The organism is Pseudovibrio exalbescens (genome assembly GCF_028737195.1).
Classification (GTDB): Bacteria; Pseudomonadota; Alphaproteobacteria; order Rhizobiales; family Stappiaceae; genus Pseudovibrio; species Pseudovibrio zosterae.
Genome location: NZ_JAQZAJ010000003.1, coordinates 498076 through 515473, shown reverse-complemented (window position 1 = coordinate 515473; position 17398 = coordinate 498076). Strand labels below are relative to the sequence as shown.

At 54.0% G+C, this 17398-nt stretch carries 18 protein-coding genes; 8 read left to right on the top strand and 10 right to left on the bottom strand.

Translation table 11 applies throughout. The features are described from left to right. The first annotated feature begins 37 nt into the window (after nt 1-37). The 3 genes from PUV47_RS11750 (at nt 38) to PUV47_RS11740 (ending at nt 2534) form a co-directional block, all read left to right on the top strand. Nucleotides 38-790 (top strand): hypothetical protein, encoded by a 753-nt coding sequence (locus tag PUV47_RS11750; protein ID WP_274218753.1) that lies wholly within the window; start codon nt 38-40, stop codon nt 788-790. A 2-nt stretch (nt 791-792) separates the two neighbouring features. Continuing rightward, nucleotides 793-1563 (top strand): HNH endonuclease, encoded by a 771-nt coding sequence (locus tag PUV47_RS11745; RefSeq protein WP_274218752.1) that lies wholly within the window; start codon nt 793-795, stop codon nt 1561-1563. Nucleotides 1564-2279: 716 nt separating this feature from the next. After that, nucleotides 2280-2534 carry a hypothetical protein gene (locus PUV47_RS11740; protein WP_274218751.1) on the top strand — a complete coding sequence of 85 codons (255 nt, stop codon included), beginning with the start codon at nt 2280-2282 and terminating at the stop codon, nt 2532-2534. A 524-nt stretch (nt 2535-3058) separates the two neighbouring features. Here PUV47_RS11740 and PUV47_RS11735 read toward each other — a convergent pair. The 8 genes from PUV47_RS11735 to PUV47_RS11700 form a co-directional block, all read right to left on the bottom strand. Further along, entirely contained in the window at nt 3059-3520 is a 462-nt protein-coding gene (locus PUV47_RS11735) for a helix-turn-helix domain-containing protein (RefSeq protein ID WP_274218750.1), read from the bottom strand. Next, complete coding sequence (locus PUV47_RS11730; RefSeq protein ID WP_274218749.1) at nt 3513-3836, bottom strand: hypothetical protein; 324 nt, start codon at nt 3834-3836, stop codon at nt 3513-3515. The genes PUV47_RS11735 and PUV47_RS11730 overlap by 8 nt, the downstream gene beginning before the upstream one ends. Nucleotides 3837-3978: 142 nt before the next feature. Next, a complete protein-coding gene (locus PUV47_RS11725; RefSeq protein ID WP_274218748.1) occupies nt 3979-4170 on the bottom strand; it encodes a helix-turn-helix transcriptional regulator in 192 nt (63 codons plus the stop codon). Between the two features lie 94 nt (nt 4171-4264). Next, the gene (locus PUV47_RS11720; RefSeq protein ID WP_274218747.1) at nt 4265-5017 is read right to left on the bottom strand and encodes a hypothetical protein; all 753 of its coding nucleotides are present in this window, start codon (nt 5015-5017) and stop codon (nt 4265-4267) included. A 10-nt stretch (nt 5018-5027) separates the two neighbouring features. After that, nucleotides 5028-6236: a tyrosine-type recombinase/integrase gene (locus tag PUV47_RS11715; protein ID WP_274218746.1), complete on the bottom strand. Its 1209-nt coding sequence runs from the start codon at nt 6234-6236 to the stop codon at nt 5028-5030. A 554-nt stretch (nt 6237-6790) separates the two neighbouring features. Beyond that, nucleotides 6791-7882: an ABC transporter ATP-binding protein gene (locus PUV47_RS11710; RefSeq protein WP_274218745.1), complete on the bottom strand. Its 1092-nt coding sequence runs from the start codon at nt 7880-7882 to the stop codon at nt 6791-6793. After that, nucleotides 7870-9591, bottom strand: a complete 1722-nt coding sequence (locus PUV47_RS11705; protein ID WP_274218744.1) for an ABC transporter permease — start codon at nt 9589-9591, stop codon at nt 7870-7872. Before PUV47_RS11705 ends, PUV47_RS11710 begins: the two co-directional genes overlap by 13 nt. 2 nt (nt 9592-9593) lie before the next feature. Further along, nucleotides 9594-10577: an ABC transporter substrate-binding protein gene (locus PUV47_RS11700; protein ID WP_274218743.1), complete on the bottom strand. Its 984-nt coding sequence runs from the start codon at nt 10575-10577 to the stop codon at nt 9594-9596. 148 nt (nt 10578-10725) lie between these two features. On the opposite strand from PUV47_RS11700, the gene PUV47_RS11695 reads away from it, so the two are divergent. The 5 genes from PUV47_RS11695 (at nt 10726) to PUV47_RS11675 (ending at nt 15377) form a co-directional block, all read left to right on the top strand. Further along, on the top strand, nt 10726-11565 hold the full coding sequence (locus PUV47_RS11695) for a MurR/RpiR family transcriptional regulator (RefSeq protein WP_274218742.1): 840 nt from the start codon (nt 10726-10728) through the stop codon (nt 11563-11565). A 3-nt stretch (nt 11566-11568) separates the two neighbouring features. Next, nucleotides 11569-12606 (top strand): MBL fold metallo-hydrolase, encoded by a 1038-nt coding sequence (locus PUV47_RS11690; RefSeq protein WP_274218741.1) that lies wholly within the window; start codon nt 11569-11571, stop codon nt 12604-12606. After that, on the top strand, nt 12603-13148 hold the full coding sequence (locus tag PUV47_RS11685) for a histidine phosphatase family protein (protein ID WP_274218740.1): 546 nt from the start codon (nt 12603-12605) through the stop codon (nt 13146-13148). The genes PUV47_RS11690 and PUV47_RS11685 overlap by 4 nt, the downstream gene beginning before the upstream one ends. Before the next feature lie 631 nt (nt 13149-13779). Further along, entirely contained in the window at nt 13780-14217 is a 438-nt protein-coding gene (locus PUV47_RS11680) for a hypothetical protein (RefSeq protein ID WP_274218739.1), read from the top strand. Between the two features lie 332 nt (nt 14218-14549). Then, nucleotides 14550-15377: a hypothetical protein gene (locus PUV47_RS11675; RefSeq protein ID WP_274218738.1), complete on the top strand. Its 828-nt coding sequence runs from the start codon at nt 14550-14552 to the stop codon at nt 15375-15377. A gap of 256 nt (nt 15378-15633) precedes the next feature. On the opposite strand, the gene PUV47_RS11670 is transcribed toward PUV47_RS11675, so the two are convergent. Together PUV47_RS11670 and PUV47_RS11665 are read right to left on the bottom strand one after the other, a co-directional pair. After that, nucleotides 15634-15933 (bottom strand): hypothetical protein, encoded by a 300-nt coding sequence (locus PUV47_RS11670; RefSeq protein WP_274218737.1) that lies wholly within the window; start codon nt 15931-15933, stop codon nt 15634-15636. A 354-nt stretch (nt 15934-16287) separates the two neighbouring features. Continuing rightward, nucleotides 16288-17397: a RuBisCO large subunit C-terminal-like domain-containing protein gene (locus PUV47_RS11665; protein WP_274218736.1), complete on the bottom strand. Its 1110-nt coding sequence runs from the start codon at nt 17395-17397 to the stop codon at nt 16288-16290. Nucleotide 17398 lies beyond the last annotated feature (1 nt).

The following is a 17398-nucleotide window of genomic DNA, read 5'->3' as shown; positions in this document are numbered from 1 at the left end:
GATGGACGAGGATACTATTGAGGTCAGCCGAGACGGCTTGGCCAGGCTTCAATCTGCGGCGGAGGACTTTGCCCGCGCCGGGATTAAACTAATCGCAAGTTCAGTTATCGCCGATCTGCGCTCCCAACCGGCCAATGGAATCTTTGGCGATGTCGCGGCTCGTCACCTCTGGGATGAATACTGCTGGTCGCTGCAGGAGGGGCCGTTCGATGACAACATTGGCTGGGATGATGTCAACCTCGGCTCGTTCTCAGACGCTTTCGACGACGTTGTGCGCGCGGTGATCCTTTCCGAAGTTGAGAAACTGCCGAAACACGCCCAGACTTTCCTGAGCGCGCGAGCATACGAAGAGGACATCGATTGCGACGAGGAGGAATCCCTCGGTAGCATCTGGATGGATGGGATTGTGTCGCTCGTCCACGACGAGGTGAATACCCGTGCGTCACGCCGCACGCTCGACCTGATTGGCCCTGACCGCGGAGACGTTATCAGTTACGAAGTCGACGGCTCGGGTATGGTTTGGTCCATCCTGTCTGACAGAGACGAGGCGATGGATCTCATTGCCAACGGCTGCGACGCACTCATCGACCCTAAGGCTAATCTGTCCGAACTGGCTGACGAGTTGGTAGACGCCTTCATGGCATCAGCGGCTGAAGACGACGAGGGAGCCGTCTTCTCCATCTTCCTCGAGCACTTCGAAAACGAGGTGCGCATGCTGGTTCGCGAGAAGGACGTGATGCCCTCGCTAGAGGACATGAGGGCCAGACTGCTGGATCAATTGGACGGTTGACCATGGTTGTAATTGAAACGCCCCAATCCTTCGTGACCTGCCACGAGTGCGAACAGCTTGCATTCCGGAATGGCTATCGCCGGAACCATGGTGAGACCGGTGGATGGCGAAACTACAGCTCGACAACAGCGCAGGGTTCAATTTGGCTGGCTCGGGACAGTTCCGGCGCGTGGTTCCTCGCCCTGGATCACGCCGGAGTTATTGCAGAGATCGGGATTGAAGCGTCCGATGCAGCAGGACCGGGCCTCGCACGGTTCCAGTTTGCCTCGCTGGCACAGCTTTATGGCGTGATGCCGAGAGTTTACGAGCTAGCCGCAAGCCTCCCAGACGCACCGCTTCAGGAGTTCATCAATGAAACAAAAAATTTGCCAAGAAACACCGAGGCGGAACGGCTGGTGGTTCAACGTGTTGGACAAAATATTTTCCGCCAACGTTTGATCGAGTACTGGCAGGGCCGATGCCCCCTAACCGGAATCGCAAACCAGTCACTCCTTAGAGCTTCGCACATTAAACCATGGAGTGACTGCAAACACGACGACGAACGGCTCAGTATTTATAATGGCTTACTTCTATCCGCTTTTTGGGATGCGGCATTTGATAGTGGTCTCGTAACGTTCAGCAATGACGGGTATCCAACATTTTCAAAGCAACTAGATACTGCCGCGAAAGAAAGTCTTCGTTTCAATAAACCGCTGCTACTAACCGATCAGCATAGGTTCTTTCTTGAATGGCACAGGTCGAAGGTTTTCGAGAATAAAGCCCCCAATGAATAGCATTTGACATGCAAATCTAGTTTCTGGGCAGTAAGCGATAACGCACACGCCAACTCATCGATAGGCTTTGCAAAATGGCCGTCAGCGACCCACAAGACCTTTAGCACGCCCTTACTCCCGCTCCTGAGATGTTGCCCGAACTGTCTGAAACAGCATGGCTTCGTGAAGATCGCAAGTTGTAGCTCAAACAAAGGGCTGGACGAAAAAGTCAGCGGATAAGAAGTGCCCCTTATCCGCTGATTTCCGATGGCGTTTTGCTTCATACCGTTGAAGGTGGCATGCCCCGACATGCGCTGGAACAACTACATCTCCCTGACGCACCGAAGCCCAAGCGAGAGCGCACAAGCAATTCCATCCTCCGAAACCGTACTACCTGCCGGCCCTTCACACAGATTTCCTCTGAGGACGGGTGGTGCAATAACCCAACTCCTGCAAAGCTCACTATGAAGCCACCGAGGTTCATATCGCCTCTCAGGAACGGAAGGGGCTGGGAGACATCTTAAGGGCTTCTAGGGGATGGCAAGCTCTCAGTTCCTCCTTTAATAATTTCTAAAATTGAAAAATTGGACTGAAACCGATTCAAGAAAAATATTCGACAGTATTCGCGACAGAAATACAAAACGACGAACAAGTACTCGCCCTACGCAACCTACGAGCTAGAGCCCGGGTGTTTCAAAATGGCTTACTACTTTTCATTTCAATGCAGTGGAGTAGCAATGAAAAAGAAACAGCGCACACCTAAAGGTCCCGTCACCCGCGAAAGATTAGAGAATGCGGTCACCTTCATGGCCTGGGTGGTTTTGGAGTATGGCGATGTCTACGCCCCTATCTTCTACCGCCTCAAAGCCGAACTCGAAGCTTGGAAATGCCCTAGGGAAGAGGCAGAGAAGTTCCTGCAGGATCGACTTGCCGAGGGAAAGCCACCACACCTCCCGAAGTCATCCAAGCATGTTTGGGATACCAAACCGTGATCCAATTTGCAGCAGCCGAATGGCAGCATAAAAAGCAACGATTTCAAATAAAACTCGTGGCGGGGAAGCTCACCGTTTCTGAAACTCAACTCTTAAAAACCAAGAGAACAAGCTTCTCAGAAATCACACTTAGCTTGGCTCCACAGGATTAGACTACCAAGGGTATGTAAACTTCCCAGTAGCATCAACCAAATCGCTCATATCTCCATACCGATGCCCAGTCGGGCCGAAGCCCCTGCCCTATAGGTTCTTTCCAGCAAGGTCTGTCGGCGGGCACGGCGCAGCGCACTATTTGAGTGTTTTCTGGTGTTTGTAAAACCCATTTCCGTTTCTGTGCGCGCCATCATGAACCCCAATCGCTTAACGGGCTTAATGCTGCAGAAAGAGGAATGGGGTGTTCTGTTTTGTTAAGCAGAGTTATCAGCCATGCTCTCGGCTAGCGCCTTCGATCTGGCTGATAACAGAGACCCATCTGAGAACCGAAGACCACACACTATTGATGGCCTGACGGGTATCCATTTGGATCAATCGAGGGTCGAATGGTTCTCATTCGGTCCCTTGGACCCGGCCTGTAAGTTCACCTCGGTACCGCGTTCTGTTTTTAACTCCAGTTTGAACCCCGGCTTTTGGTAGAGGCGGCTGGCAAGTTTGTCTTCGGTTCGCTCAAAGGTCACCGCCCATTCGGTAGCACTTCGCGAATACCAATGCCCACGCTTCGTCATGGTAATTAGACCGTGGCGCTCGAGCTGTTGGAAGGCCCGTTGAACCGTGGACTTGGACATTCCCAGTAGCTTGGCCCCTTCCTCTAGGCTAATATGCAGCCGTCCATTGTTGAAGCCGTTGTATCGGCTTCTCAGTTCAATGAGCAGTTTGACAGAGGCAGGTCGCAGCCGCCTCCAATTTGGGTGTTGAACCAAGGCGTAGGGCAGCAGCATATACTGTCCTTCGTCCTTGTTGCGTCCATTGAGCAATTTCCTCCTAGGCATCGGCTCGCTCCTCTCGTTCGATTGTAATCCTGCTAATCAGGTTGATATCTGTTCTGACGATGTATCGGGGTGAAGCGTCAGCAAACACGCCCCCAAACCCCTGAGGCACTTGCTCGATGTCGATCAGGTATTTGCTGCTCAGCAAACCAACCAGTTCTCCCAATCGACCTTTGGGAAAGTGCTCCTCCCCAACCCCCTTTTGCCCAGCCTCGGCAAGCCTGTACAGCAGACCTGCGGCATCGCCAGAAAGTTCGTGCTCACGGTAAGCACCATGAACATCTGTGAAGCTGACAAGCAGCTGCTCGCTACGTCTCATTCTGTTCTTCCTTCCGCGCTCTTCTTGGAAAAACGGCATAGCTCCGCCGTTCACGAAAGCGGTCTTTCGCGTCCATTAAACAACGATGAGTAGAGTGAAGGTCTTGAGCCCCACGCCCGCGCTGGGGCTCAAGTCAAAAATATCAGGTTGTTTGCTTCAACCGTTGTTCGATCCAGGCATCCAAGTCTTCTTGCCTGTAGGCTACCCGCCTGCCCATTTTTACAAACTTCGGGCTTTCACCCGACAAGCGCATTTTCGCCAGTGTGGATGTCGATAGGCTAAGGTATTTTGCCGCCTGCTCGACATTCAAAAGCTTAGAGCTTCCATTGTACATCTTGATCTCCAAGTATTCGTCTACAGTTCTAAACGCCTTGCAGGGAAACTGAGTACTTGATGGTACTTGGAGAGTCCCGGGTTTTAAAATTTCATCAAATCTGATTTTTTAGGCCCGCCTTCTTCTCGCGAAGCCTTTTCAGTGAGGTGGAAACCCGATTTGCCAAACCACCTTTTGAATGCAGGAACCTTGCAACACCACGGCCCTCTTTGGCAGCATGCAGACAACACCACACAAGCTCTACAAACGGGGAAGCTTTGCCACTTGAGCCATCATCCTTGCGGCTGCTTACCGGGAAACCTTCACGTTCGGATACAGAAACAAGCTCATAAATCAAACCATCAAAGGCATTTTGGACGTTGTGCTCGTAAGCCGGATTATTTAATTCAGATTGGCTACGTCTAACCGCCCGCGATAATCTTGACACATCTTTATACAATTGATTCAGACAGAGATTTTTTTCTGTCCCCGTATCCAAATAGGTACTAATCAACATATCAAATGCTAGGCGCTGCCCATAGACAACGCATTGAGATTCATTGTCGCCATCCGCGGCAGAGCACCCTGTCAGTTCCTCTCTCAACACTTTTCGAAAGTTGTCAGTCGCCTTCTCTATTCGTTTCAGCCTTTTTCCTATTTCCGCTAGGCTCGAGGAGTTTTCGTGAATTGCGCAGTCGAAACAGAAACTATCAATTCTCTCAACAACAGCGTTGTAAGAGCAGTCATTCAGCGGAACCTGCATGATTTTGCTGAGTTCAGACCTGAAATCGGTTGACGACTTAAACTCCCGGTATCCCTCCAACGCCCCACCAAGAAGTCCTTCTATCGGGTTATGCTCCCTTGGCATGGTCTTTACCTCACTCGTTTCTTTGTTTTTCGGGATAGAAATGAAGTGTCAAGGCTCTTGATGTTTCCTCACTCGCTTGTTGCGCCGGGTCATTTGAAAGATGAGCGTACCGGGCGGTTGTTGCCGGTTGAGAGTGGCCCAGCAACTTCCCAATCATCGGCAAGGACATCCCTTGAGCCACGGCAAAAGACGCGAAGGTATGGCGCAGGTCATGGATGCGGACATCTTCAAGCCCTGCCTCACCGCGTATTTTCCGCCAAGGCTTTTGCAGGTTGATCAGGCGGCCCGTTCCCCCGTCTCCACAGATGACATAGGGGTTGCCGTGGAGCCTTGGCACCTCCGCCAGAACCGACATGGCAGGGGCATTAAGGTAGAGGGTTTTGGCTCCAGTCTTGGAGTCGGGCAAGCGGGCCTGCATCTTCTCGAAGTCAACGAACTCCCATTTCAAAGTCAGCACCTCAGAAAGGCGTGCGCCCGTCATGATGAGCAGCCGAACGGCAGCTATCACGTGCGGGCTTGGGTGCCATACCCAGCCCTTCTCATTCGCCAGCCCCTGCGTCTCGGCTTTTGAAATCGCCTCGCCCAAGCGCGCCAGTTCGGCAGCGGAAAGAAAACGCTCTCTGCGATGTTCCTTATATTTTGAGATGTGCTTGCACGGGTTGCTTCCGTCATTTCGATAACCAACCGCCTCGCACCAGTTGAAGAACTTGGACAGAACAGCAAGTGTTCGATTGGCCTCATAGGGCGTTTTGTTCAACTGATGGTGCACATGGGCTATTTGAGCGCGATCAACTTCTGTAATCGGAACGTTTCTAAGGGTTGGTTTGATATGAAGCCTGATGCTGCGGCTGTAATGCTCTTGTGACCTAGGCTTCAAATTGATCGCCACATGCTGCGTAAGGAACTCATCCAGAACCTCGTAGAGGGGTTTGCAGCGCCTTTGTTCATCGCGCGCACTCATAGGATCACGGCCTGCGGAAACCTCCCCCAGCAGCCTCTTGGCTTCCTTGCGCGCCTGGTCTGCGGTTATCTTCCCGTGGGTGCCAATGGTGAAACGGCGCGTTCTGCCGTTCCGCCCACCCAGCCTGTACTGTATGAGGTATGTCTTGTGGCCTGTTGGCGTCGTTTTAAGGCCAAAGCCCCTTAGGTGACTGTCCCATAAATAGGTGTCTTTCTTCTCAGGCCGGACACCATCTGCAACCGACTTTGATATGCGCATTGAGCTTCTTCTTGTTGGTTTTTAGCGCTGCTCCAGTAAGCACCCAGTAATCACCCAGTAAGCACGCTTGCAGGAAGCTTCAGGAACGTAGGTATCAACTGGTCGCGCTAACACCCCTTAATTATTAGGGAAACAGAAACTCAAGGAAAAGAGAGGAAACAGAAAAAACCCTTTGTTTTCAGACTTGTAATCAGGGGGTCGCGGGTTCGATCCCTGCTGCCGGCACCACGCTTTACTTCATTAAAGTCAATGACTTAAAGGCCGCAACCCTGCGGCTTTTTGTGTATCTAGCCTCCCTCAAGAAAGCGCCCGGCCGTAACGGGGCGAACGCTGCGTCGGCTGGCGTGTCCTGCTGCCCTTTCCAGCGACTTTTCAGTCACTCTCAGGCCGGGTTGCCTTGCGCAGCCTTTGCGTTTAATTCGCTAGGCACTGTCAAAGGATACGAGGCAGCAAAATCAGGTTCGATGGCCCCGTGATGGAGCGCAGCTTTGAAACTGCGATCCACTATCAGGGATGTGCCTGGACCGATGCCTGTTCTAAGGTCGCCAATACTCTTATATACTCGCCGTTACAGCTGAGCGTTCTTGCATGGGCAGCATCCAACCTTCTTTAATCTGCACAAACACCTCGTCGCCTGGGCTTACTGGGACTTCTGCAGGACAGGTCGCCAACAGATTGCACGGTTCACCATCACAGAGCTCGACCGAAACCAAGGTATTTGGGCCGGTATACCGGGCCGATACAACCCGCGCTTTTATCGATGATCCGGTCTCTTCGGCAATCAGGCAGTTCTCCGGCCTCAGGCAGACCTCAGCCGGACCGGAGGCAGAACCTTGCGGTGCATGAACAGTGAAATTTCCGCCCCCGAAGGCGACCTGGGCGGTCCCTGTGCCAGCTTCCAAGCAAACCACCGGCAAGACGGAGCCGCGACCGATGAACCGAGCAACATCAACGTCAATCGGCCTGTTGTAGAGATGTCGCGGTGTGTCAATTTGCCGAAGATCCCCGTCCATCATCACGGCGACCCTGTCTGCCAGAGCCAGCGCCTCCGACTGATCGTGGGTTACGAAGATCATTGTAGCGCCGGTCTCCCGATGAATTCTGCGGAACTCGTCCTGCATGGTTTCGCGAAGATTGGCATCAAGGTTGGCAAGCGGCTCATCAAGCAGAATAACCGAATTGCGGGCCGCCAGGGTCCGCGCCAAGGCAACCCGCTGGCGCTGTCCACCCGAAAGCTCCGCAGGCTGGCGCTGCGTGTAGTCCTGCAAGCCAACGGACTCCAGTGCCTGATCGACACGTTTTCGTTTCTCCGCGGCGGGGACACGGTCCACGTCGAGTGCAAATGCGACATTGTCCCAGACCGACATATGTGGCCACAACGCATAGGATTGAAACACCATGCCCAGCCCACGCCGCTCGGTTGGCACATGGGTCCGTGCGGTAGAAACCGCTGCCCCGTTCAGGTGAATTTCACCGCCGTCGAGCCCCTCAAAGCCAGCAATCAGCCGGAGCAATGTGGACTTGCCGCAACCTGATGGGCCAAGCAGGGCCACAAACTCTCCGGGCTCCACGTGCATGGACACATTGTTCAAAACGAGCTTTTCACCGAAGGATTTGCGAACATTGGAAATTTTCAGGCCTGCCATGGCAGAACTCCTTTGGGTAGCCAGCGCGCGATCGCAGTCGCAAGTGCGGCGGCAGCGAATGTTACGGCAACGGCCAAGACTGATGCGGCGGCGGCGCCTGTCGCGTTGCCCTCATCATACAGGTTGAACACAAGCACCCCGACGGTCTCATTTCCGCGGCTCCACAACAGGGCTGAGACGGTCAGTTCGTTATAGGCGGACAACACAACAAGGAGCACCCCGGCACCGGCGGCAGGTGCAACCGAAGGCAAGAGGATGCGCCGCATGCGCACCACAGGTCCCGCGCCAGCGATGCGCGCAGCCTCGTCCAATGCAGGATCCATGGCTTCGAACGCCGCCGTGACTGGACGAAGACTCAGCGCCAGAAAGCGCGCAAGATAGGCAAGAAGGATCAGCCAACCAGTCCCGTAGAGACCAATGCCCAGCACGGGGATGGGCCGCAGAAACGCCAGAATGAAGGCAATCGAGATCACAACACCCGGCAGTGCATATGGCAAGTCGGCGCACCGATTGAGCACCCGGGCCAGCCGGTTGCGGCGGTTGAGCATCATCCAAGCCAACGGAACAGCGATCAACATGCTCAGGACCGCGGATGCTGCAGAAAGCCATGCCGAATTGACAAAGGCGCGCCGGGCCGTTGAATTTGACAGCACATCTGCGTAATGCGAAATCGTCATTGTCTCCAAGGTCAAAGGCAGACCAAGGGCCTTTACAACGGATGTACCCATCAGTGCAAACACAGGCAGCACAGATGCAGGGATCAAAAGAAGCAGCACACTGACCGTAAGCGCAATCCTTGTCCGCTGCGACACCTTGAACTGCACCGGCATGCCCTGCCCGGACAAAACGACGCGCGCGCGAGCCTGTGCAAAGCCCTGAGCGGTAAGAGCAATCACCGCAATCAATGCCAGCAAGAGGGACAACACGGCCACCTCACCAAGAACAGAAGGGCCGAACCCGGACAGCCGTTGATAGATCAGAGCCGTCAGCATCGTGTACCGCCCCGGAATGCCCAGCAAAGCAGGAATGCCGAAATTCCCCACCGCCGCAGCAAAGGCCAAGGCGCCGCCTGCGAGAAAACTCGGCCGCAGCAGAGGGAACACGATCCGCCAAAGGGAGCGCATACTGCCAGCGCCCGCAAGGTTGCCAGCTTCCAGAAGATCGTTGGGTATCGACCGAAGGCCCGCGCGTACGGCCAAGAAAACGATCGGCATGTGCTCAATACCCATGAGCAGTATAATGCCTTCCCGCGAATAAAGCGGGTTGCGTGTGCCCGGCTCAGGCGCAAGGCCAATCGCTCCAAGAATAACGGAGGACGGACCGGTCAGCTCGAGCCACGCGAGGGCGGCAATCTGGGCCGGAACAAGCATGGGGACCAGCACCAGGAACGTCAAACAAGCGCGCCCAGCGGGCCGCGCTGCGCCAAGCACAAGCGCCAGATATCCTCCAAGAACGAGCGAAACCGCAGTGGCTCCCAGGCTCGCTTCGACCGTTCGATAGGCGGCCAGACGGGTACTTGGCGCAGCCATTACTTCCGCAACAGTCGGCAGCCCGGTTGTACCGATTTCGGCAAACAGGAGTAACAACGGTACTACGCACAGGCCCACAACATAGAGGGATAGGCCTGCCAGTAAAACCTTACTGCCCATTGCGCCGTTGGTGAGCGCGCGTGGAACGCGCGCCCATTGTGTGTTGCTGGACTGCACCACGGTTATCCCCCGAACAATTCGGCAAAGGTGCGTTTCAGATCATCTGTGGACTGCATCAGCTCAGAGGCGTCAAGCGGCATGATTTTCAAAGACGCAGGGTCTGGGTATCCTTCAGGAGCAGAAATGCCCGCACGGATCGGGAAGTAGTTCTGTGTTACGGCGTGTTCTGATGCCTGCTGGCTCAGCTGAAAATCGACAAAGGCTTTGGCCGCCTCGACATTCTTCGCAGAGGCAAGGATGGCAACAGGCTGATTGATCACGCTCACACCTTCCTCAGGGAAGACGAAATCCACTGGCGAACCCTTCAACTTCTGACCGAAAGCCATGTAGTCGATGATGATACCGTAGGCTTTTTCACCTCGGCTGACCGCATCGCGAACGGAGCCGTTCCCCTTGCCTGCGATTGCGCCGTTCGCTGCCAGCGCTTCGTAGTAGTCCCAGCCCATACCCTGTTGCTGTGTAACCGTTCCTACGTGCGCCAAGGCCGCGCCGGAATAAAGTGGAGATGGCATGATGACCTGGTTCTCGGCCGCTGGCGCCAGAAGGTCTTGCCAGGACGTCGGCTTGGGAACATCCATCCGCGTGTTGTAGATAATTCCAGTTGTAATCATCTTGGTCCCGAACCAGTACCCTTCCGGATCATACTGGCCGGCAGGCAGGGCAGAAACATCCGCTTCAGGATAGGGCTGCAACACGTCCTGCGCTTTGAGCTGCTCCATCGCCACACTATCAGCGATCAACAGAACGTCGGGCTGCGGGTTGCCGCCAGCAATTTCCGCCTGAAGCTTGTTCAGAACCTCTGTGGTGCCAGAGCGATACACGTCGACCGAGATGTCCGGGTGCTGTTCGTTGAACAGTTCCAGAACGGATTCCATCTGCGCAGTAGGCTGCGAGGTATAGAGCACGAGATCTGCCGCCTCGGCGGTGGTGACGCTGGCGACAACAAGCGCCGCCGCACAGGTCTTGCTAAACAACTTCTGAATCATAGGAGTATCTCCTTGGTGTGGACTCACCCGGCAGCCGGGCGCTTCCTCATATGTCAGAGCTGCCGCCCTCTTGCAACATGTGTTGCAAAAAATTCATAATCCCGCAACAACTGTTGCAAGAACTGAGCAAAGCTGATATCAGGCCCACATGAGCATTATTCGAACCCTTACGCCGACCTCCGGCAGTCTCACCGCCACAGAGCAGAAAATTGTGGCAGCAGTTGAAGCTGAGCCCATGAAGGCCGCCATGCTGTCAGTGGCCGCCTTGGCAAAGGAGGTTGGCGTGCATCGTTCCAGCCTTGTGAGATTGGCCCACAAACTGGGATTTGACGGATACCCCGAACTCCGCGCCCAAATTCACTCGGAGGTCTTTCGGGCAAATGAACCAGAAGAACGCCTGCGCGAACGTCTTGGCAACTTGCCAGTCGGCCAAGTGCTATCGGACTTGGTGAAGCGCGAAACCAATGCCCTTGCTGAACTGCAAACAATGATCAGCGAAGCGGATCTTGAAGCGGCAGCACATATACTCAACGGAGCTCAAAGAACCCTCGCCTGCGGTGAAGGGAGCAGCGGGTTTCTCGCAGATGTGCTGACCGATCGGCTCGGGCGCGTGGGTATGGTTGCAGAAAGCATCCCGCTCAATCCACGAGAAATTGCCAAGCATCTTGCGAGTGCAAACAGCGGGGACGCCTTTGTCGCAGTGGCCGTTACACGAATGCCAGAGGTCTTGGTGCGTGCCATGGCCGTCGCCCGCAACGCTGGCTTCCAGGTGCTGCTGATCACGGACACCAGCGTTCCTTTTGATGAAACCATACCCAACGTTACGCTGACTGTTCCGCGAAGCGCGGCCATTGAAGCACAGACGCTGGTTGTGCCCACCGCGCTGATATCAGCGCTGGTCCTTGCGGCAACCAAGTCTCTCGGAAACGAGGCTCTGGAAGCCGTAAAGCGCTATGGCGAACTGCGTCACTTGATCAAAGGGTCCTGAAGAATGCATGTCGTGCACTCCCTCAGCTCTGGCTTTGGGTACAAGGAGGCAGCCGCCTTCGTGATCGAACACCAAGGCAGGCGCGTGTTGCTTGATTGCGGACGCACGCGCACCTCGCAACCTGATCTCGCGGCGATCGGAAACGTTGATGCGATTTTAATATCGCATCAGCATGGCGATCATGTAGGCGCACTCTCCATGAGGTCCGCACTGGGCGATCCTGATGTTTACGCAACCCGGTTTGTGGCCTCGACACTTGGCATAAAGGCCATGGAGCTACCACTGGCGGGAGAGATCAGCGTTGGTGGTTTGCACATCCAGACCGGCGCCAATGGCCATGCCCCCGGCGGGGTGTGGATTCACCTTTCTGCGGGCGAAGAAAGCCTGCTTTATTGCGGCGACATCCTGCCTGATAGCGAGGTTTTCCGCTACCAGCAGCCACCAGCGGCCAAGTCCGTCATACTGGATGCGTCTTATGGACTGGAAGCGAGGCCGCAGAACGCCCGGCGCGCTGTGATTGACGCCCTAAGACACCAAACGGCCCCGGTCTTGCTTCCCGCACCAGCACAAGGGCGAAGCGTTGAAATCGCATTGGCGCTGCATCAAGCGGGCATGCGCGCCACCCTTTGCCCAAGAACGCGGGAGGCCTTCCAGCAAATGCTGTCGGACCGGCAAGTCCTCTGGCCCGAAGCTTACAGCCGCCTCCAAGCCCTGCTGGAGCAAGACAGTCAGGACGCCTCGATACACCTGTTGGACGACGCCATGCTCACAGGCTCCGACGCGCAGACCCTCGCGCTCAAGACACTCGAACAAAACGGCACCGTCTTTTTTACAGGGCATCTTACAGAGGGAAGTTTCGCCCATGGCCTGCTGCGGTCTGGGCGCGGGAAGCGTTCTGTCTGGCCCGTCCATCCCTCTATTTCACAAACCAAGAGCCTGCTCAAAGAGACGCAAGCCGAGCACTGTTTGCCCGCCTTCTGCGATGAGGACACGGCAACGCTGTTGCAGGGTGAACTGCTTTCCATTCTGGCCCAAAGTTGAAACCAAAAATGACAAGAAATATTCCCACCCAACTATTCTTCCTGCGGCACGGAGAAACCGATTGGAATGCCCTCGGTTTAACCATGGGGCAAGCAAATGTCGCGCTGAACCGGACTGGCAAACAACAAGCATTTGCGGTCCGGGAACAAATCGAACGCTACAATGTCACGTCAGTCTGGCGCAGCCCGCTCAAGCGCTGCCAGCAAACGATGCAGCTGGCCGTCCCTGGCCTTTCCCGCCTCCCTGTATCCGTACTGCCGGGCTTGGCGGAGCGCAACTGGGGGGTCTATCAGGGCAAAAGCGCTGTGCTCAGACCGAGCTTTTACGACAGCCCTCCCTCAGCAGAACCTTTTGACGCCTTTGTGGAGCGCGTTCGCGCCTCGATTTCGCTGATTGGCGACACTGACAGGCCGCTGGTGGTCTCACACTCCGGCGTTTTCCGCGCTCTCTGCCAGATTTATGGATTGGAAACGCAAAAAGAGTCTGTGCCAAACGCATTGCCGCTGCAAATAGAACCGGGCCAGTTCCAAATGTGCGCCTGACATCGCGCGCACCATGCAGGGGCTGCTGTAGGCGCAAACAGCATGGCCCCTCCCTCTTCATCGCTTCAGCCGTTGACGTGAAACAAAGCTCTTTCCTGTGAGCCCGGAGCTACGGACAGGGCAACGTCATTCCAACGCGCGGTTGGTTAAACAGGCCAGACACGGCAGAGACGAAGATAATCGGAAACAATTGGGTTGAGGTGGCGGGACAACATTCAAGTCCCCCTTCCCCATGCGTATTAAGGGTCGGCGCAGGAGTTCTATCCCTGCTGCTGGAACCACTCATAATCTGTTTGAAGCAAATGACTTAATAGCCGCAACTCTGCGGCTTTTTGTGTATCTGCCCCCTCACAAAAGCTCCATCCATCTTAGATTGCTATTCACTAGCTAATACACGCAAATTTCATTACCGCCATAAACATATTCGTCAACGCGCATTTAGACGATATCTCCTTAATGAGATTTTGCTTACTGTCATGATCCAAGCTATTTTGACCGCACAATACCAAGATTCACTAGTATACCACTATGAACAAAGGAATTAATGTTCAATCAAAATTCAGGACAACACACTCACAACTGAAAACGTCATAATTGCCCAAAATCAACTTGGCGCGATATGTAGGCAATAATGACTTCAAGATACTTTTTCATTCTTTTGCTTGTATTCTCTACCGTAGAATCCCATTCCAGTCCTCTATTGCAAGTAAAGCGGGGGCTTGCACAATTAGAGTGCTCGGCTCTATCCTCTGTTCTTGAAAAGGATAATTATACCCAATTTCTTCTGAATGGAGTTTCGAACCTTAGAACTGGCCTATCAGCTGCTGTTAGTGATGAATTATCAGAAAAAGAAAAAGGCGAGTTCATAAGAATTTTTGAAATTTATGAACTTGGACTGACCATAGACATCATAGTGGGTGCAATTTGGGCGAGTACCAATAAATCAATTCAAGAAACTCTTCCGAAGCCCGACTGGAATATACACACTTTCGATTCTTGGAAATCTCTGCAGCAGAAAAAAGCAACCCAAGAATACATCAAAAGAAATTGCGAAATATTAACCAAATAAAAGATTAAAAAAAATTTACAAAATAAATACATAACCTTTAATAATATATTTTATTTTAATATAAACTTAAGTCACCTAGAAATCCAACATTATCTATTTTCATTGTGAGCTGCATCGGCTTTCATGTAACATCATAACCAGATCACAAAACTCCTAACGGCCAAGGTTCGTACTCGAAACACGATACTGCAACAAAGGTAAAATCATTCGACCCAGTAAATAAATGCACGTTGAAATTTTCCAGGTTTACATAGTGATAGAACTATAGGAAGCCGCTTCACCGATCAGAAAGGTGAGGTGACAAGTGATTACAAAAAAAGTACACTCAACCTATGGGAGAACAATCTGCTTTATTGACCTTAAAAATTGATACCGATGAACCCGTTGAGCTGCGGGATTTCGTTGGCGCATTTACGTCGCTCGCCAACGAATTTGAGCGCTTTGTGCAAACTTCATACGACGATATCAAATCAGAGCCGCAAATGTATGTCCGCGAAGTGCGAAGCGGGTGTATTGAAGCTGATTTGTTTACCGGTTTGGCGGCTTTGGCCGGCGCCGCCGTGCAACACATGGATCAAATTCTAATCCTTGAAGATTTTGTCAAGCGATGGGGCCAGCGGTTCACCTTTCTTTCAAAAGGTACTGTTCCTGTAGGCGAACTCGAAACGATGAGGGAACTGAAAGATTGGGCGGATGCGGCAAAATCCATTGCCAGCGATCCCGTTGCAGGACATAGACTTGAAGCCGCTGACTTCGTAGATGGCAAGAAAAGAGTCCGAGCTTCTTTCAAGTTCTCTGCCCCTGATGCACGCACTGCGCTTCAACACATTGAAGATCGCAAAAAACTGTTGAACAGGCCGGAAACGAAGGCATACAAACGCGTTTTGATGGTGTTTACGCGCTCAGATGTTAACAACTCAAAAACAGGAAAGCGTTCTGGCGAACTTGTAAAGATTGAAGAACTATCTGAAAAACCGATGCCCCTAGTCTATGGATCGGAATTGGCGGAAGATCAAATCAAACATGAGATCCGTGAATCAGATGACAATGTCTATCACAAAGGTTTCATGGTGGATATTTGCGTTAAGGTCGCTAATGGAGGTAGGCCAGTCGCGTATTCTGTTACCACCCTACATCAAATAATTGACATTGGTGACTAGCTTGGCTGAATGGCCAAGGTTTCAATCGCCTTCAAGAAATTTAACATGAACTCAACCAAGAGCATTCTGGATTGCGCCCATTCCTAGCGCGCCTGTTTTTGTTTCCCAATAGCAGTTTCCGCCAACTAGGCGTACTTAGCTCCTGCGCGCTTTAACCCAACTTTCAAAACCGGTGTGGATCAAACACCGCTTTGCGCTTGTGCCGCTTTTACCGCTGCGCGGATCCTCCCTGCCCCAGATTGGCCTCGCTACCCCGTCACAACAGTTGGCCGCCTCTATGGCCCAAAACCACATACTGCAGCCCATCAAATGGGTGGGAATAATCGTTCCTACAGGGCTCCGGATCATAAGCCGGGCCATTGTCATTTGCGCGTTTATTGTACTTGTAGCCGCTGGCAAACCCACGGATCAGCGTTGTGCAGTTCGGGCTAATCAAGAGGCACGGCCGGTGACCATCAATCAGCCGCGTCAACTCCGGGCGCACGGCATTGAGCCTTAAGCGCAGTTCGTTGCTACCGTTGGCAGACACACCCGCCGCCCCCACAGCAAGGGTCATAGTCTCAATCGAAGCAAGCTGGCCCCTTCCTTGTCCGCGTCGCACTGAGCCATGGGACCTGCCCACGCCATGTTCTTGGGTACCCGGTTATAGCGCCGAGCGATCAGCTCATTAAGCAGGTCGGCAAGACACTCCGCACAATACTCTTGCTTGGAATAGAGAACTCGACTGGAATAGCACTCTGACTGCGAGGATTGGCAACCGCCATTCCCGAGGCTTTTCGCGCATTAAGAGCGCGATCGCGCAGACGATGCATGGGCCTGACCAGTCCTCCCCAGCCCGCCAAGTGCAAACACGAAAAAGGCCCGGTGCGCAGGGGCGAACCGGGCCTTTGGTCTTTGCAGCAATTAGGCTTTAGCGGCCAAGCGCCTCCCGGAAGATGCGGGTAGACTTCACCAGATCATCCGTCAGTCCATAAAGGCCGCCGCCAATGAGATACATGACCTCATTGCCATAGGTGGCCTGCATGTCTTCCACCCGCTCCAGCGTCATGCCCCCACCCGGCGTTGGGAACACGGTCTTCAGGTGGCCCCACGCGCTCAAGCACCCATCCACGATGGAAAGACACTCCTGCTTGGAAAAGCCAAATCGCCCGCCGTAGTTTGGGTAGACGGAGGAATCTGCCCCGCACAGGCGGGCGATCTGACCAAACAGCACCCGGTGGCTGAACCCTGACGCTTGGGAGGTCACATTGCCGCCCAGCAGAGAGGGATGCGCAATGATGGGCAGCGCGATGCTGTCATCATCGGCAATGGTGCGCATGGCATCAAACCCAGTAAGCCCCGGACACAGCAAAAGCGCCCCTGCCCCGGCCTGCTTGGCAAACTTTGCCCGCTGCATCACGGCCGTGAAGTCGCCGGAAACATTCGGCGCGTAAACGGTTTTGCCGCCCGTCTCCGCATTGGCCTTGTTGACGGCAGCAACACACGCTTCCACCCGCTCTTCAAACGGCGCCCACACCTGGTTGGCAAGACCGTGGTCATCCTTGATCACGTCCACACCGCCCAGAGCGAACTTGTAGGCCAGCTCTGCAAGGCCCTTGGCATCCGTGCCCATGGGCTTCAACGCGGTCTGGATCAGCGGCTTTTCGGGCACGCCCACCAGCTCCCGCAGGCCAGCAACGCCAAACCGTGGCCCCTTGAACTGCGCCATCATGGCCTCTGGCAACTCAAAGGAGGCCAGACGAATGCCGCTCTGGATGGAGGAGTTGCCGAAGATCACGTTCAAAAGCTGGGTCAGCTCGCCGCCCGCGGCATCCGGGTGATAGGAGATTTTCACCTCCCACACGTCCCCGCCCAAAGCCTCGGTGGAAAGGATCTGCCCCACCACCTCATCGGCAACAAAGCCCGGCGTTGCAAGGTTTGCTGGCAGCTCGATGGTCTGCTCAAGGGCGATGCCAAGCGCGCGCTTGGCAATCTCGTCCGCCTGTGCTGTCACGTGGTAGGTAACAACAAAACGATCCATA

Excerpts from the sequence above, each read along its gene's own strand:
- PUV47_RS11735 (WP_274218750.1), bottom strand. The coding sequence starts at position 3,520 with ATGCCTAGGAGGAAATTGCTCAATGGACGCAACAAGGACGAAGGACAG.
- PUV47_RS11675 (WP_274218738.1), top strand. The coding sequence starts at position 14,550 with ATGGGAGAACAATCTGCTTTATTGACCTTAAAAATTGATACCGATGAA.
- PUV47_RS11695 (WP_274218742.1), top strand. The coding sequence starts at position 10,726 with ATGAGCATTATTCGAACCCTTACGCCGACCTCCGGCAGTCTCACCGCC.
- PUV47_RS11690 (WP_274218741.1), top strand. The coding sequence starts at position 11,569 with ATGCATGTCGTGCACTCCCTCAGCTCTGGCTTTGGGTACAAGGAGGCA.
- PUV47_RS11720 (WP_274218747.1), bottom strand. The coding sequence starts at position 5,017 with ATGCCAAGGGAGCATAACCCGATAGAAGGACTTCTTGGTGGGGCGTTG.
- PUV47_RS11715 (WP_274218746.1), bottom strand. The coding sequence starts at position 6,236 with ATGCGCATATCAAAGTCGGTTGCAGATGGTGTCCGGCCTGAGAAGAAA.
- PUV47_RS11665 (WP_274218736.1), bottom strand. The coding sequence starts at position 17,397 with ATGGATCGTTTTGTTGTTACCTACCACGTGACAGCACAGGCGGACGAG.
- PUV47_RS11670 (WP_274218737.1), bottom strand. The coding sequence starts at position 15,933 with ATGACCCTTGCTGTGGGGGCGGCGGGTGTGTCTGCCAACGGTAGCAAC.
- PUV47_RS11740 (WP_274218751.1), top strand. The coding sequence starts at position 2,280 with ATGAAAAAGAAACAGCGCACACCTAAAGGTCCCGTCACCCGCGAAAGA.
- PUV47_RS11680 (WP_274218739.1), top strand. The coding sequence starts at position 13,780 with ATGACTTCAAGATACTTTTTCATTCTTTTGCTTGTATTCTCTACCGTA.
- PUV47_RS11710 (WP_274218745.1), bottom strand. The coding sequence starts at position 7,882 with ATGGCAGGCCTGAAAATTTCCAATGTTCGCAAATCCTTCGGTGAAAAG.
- PUV47_RS11730 (WP_274218749.1), bottom strand. The coding sequence starts at position 3,836 with ATGAGACGTAGCGAGCAGCTGCTTGTCAGCTTCACAGATGTTCATGGT.
- PUV47_RS11745 (WP_274218752.1), top strand. The coding sequence starts at position 793 with ATGGTTGTAATTGAAACGCCCCAATCCTTCGTGACCTGCCACGAGTGC.
- PUV47_RS11725 (WP_274218748.1), bottom strand. The coding sequence starts at position 4,170 with ATGTACAATGGAAGCTCTAAGCTTTTGAATGTCGAGCAGGCGGCAAAA.
- PUV47_RS11700 (WP_274218743.1), bottom strand. The coding sequence starts at position 10,577 with ATGATTCAGAAGTTGTTTAGCAAGACCTGTGCGGCGGCGCTTGTTGTC.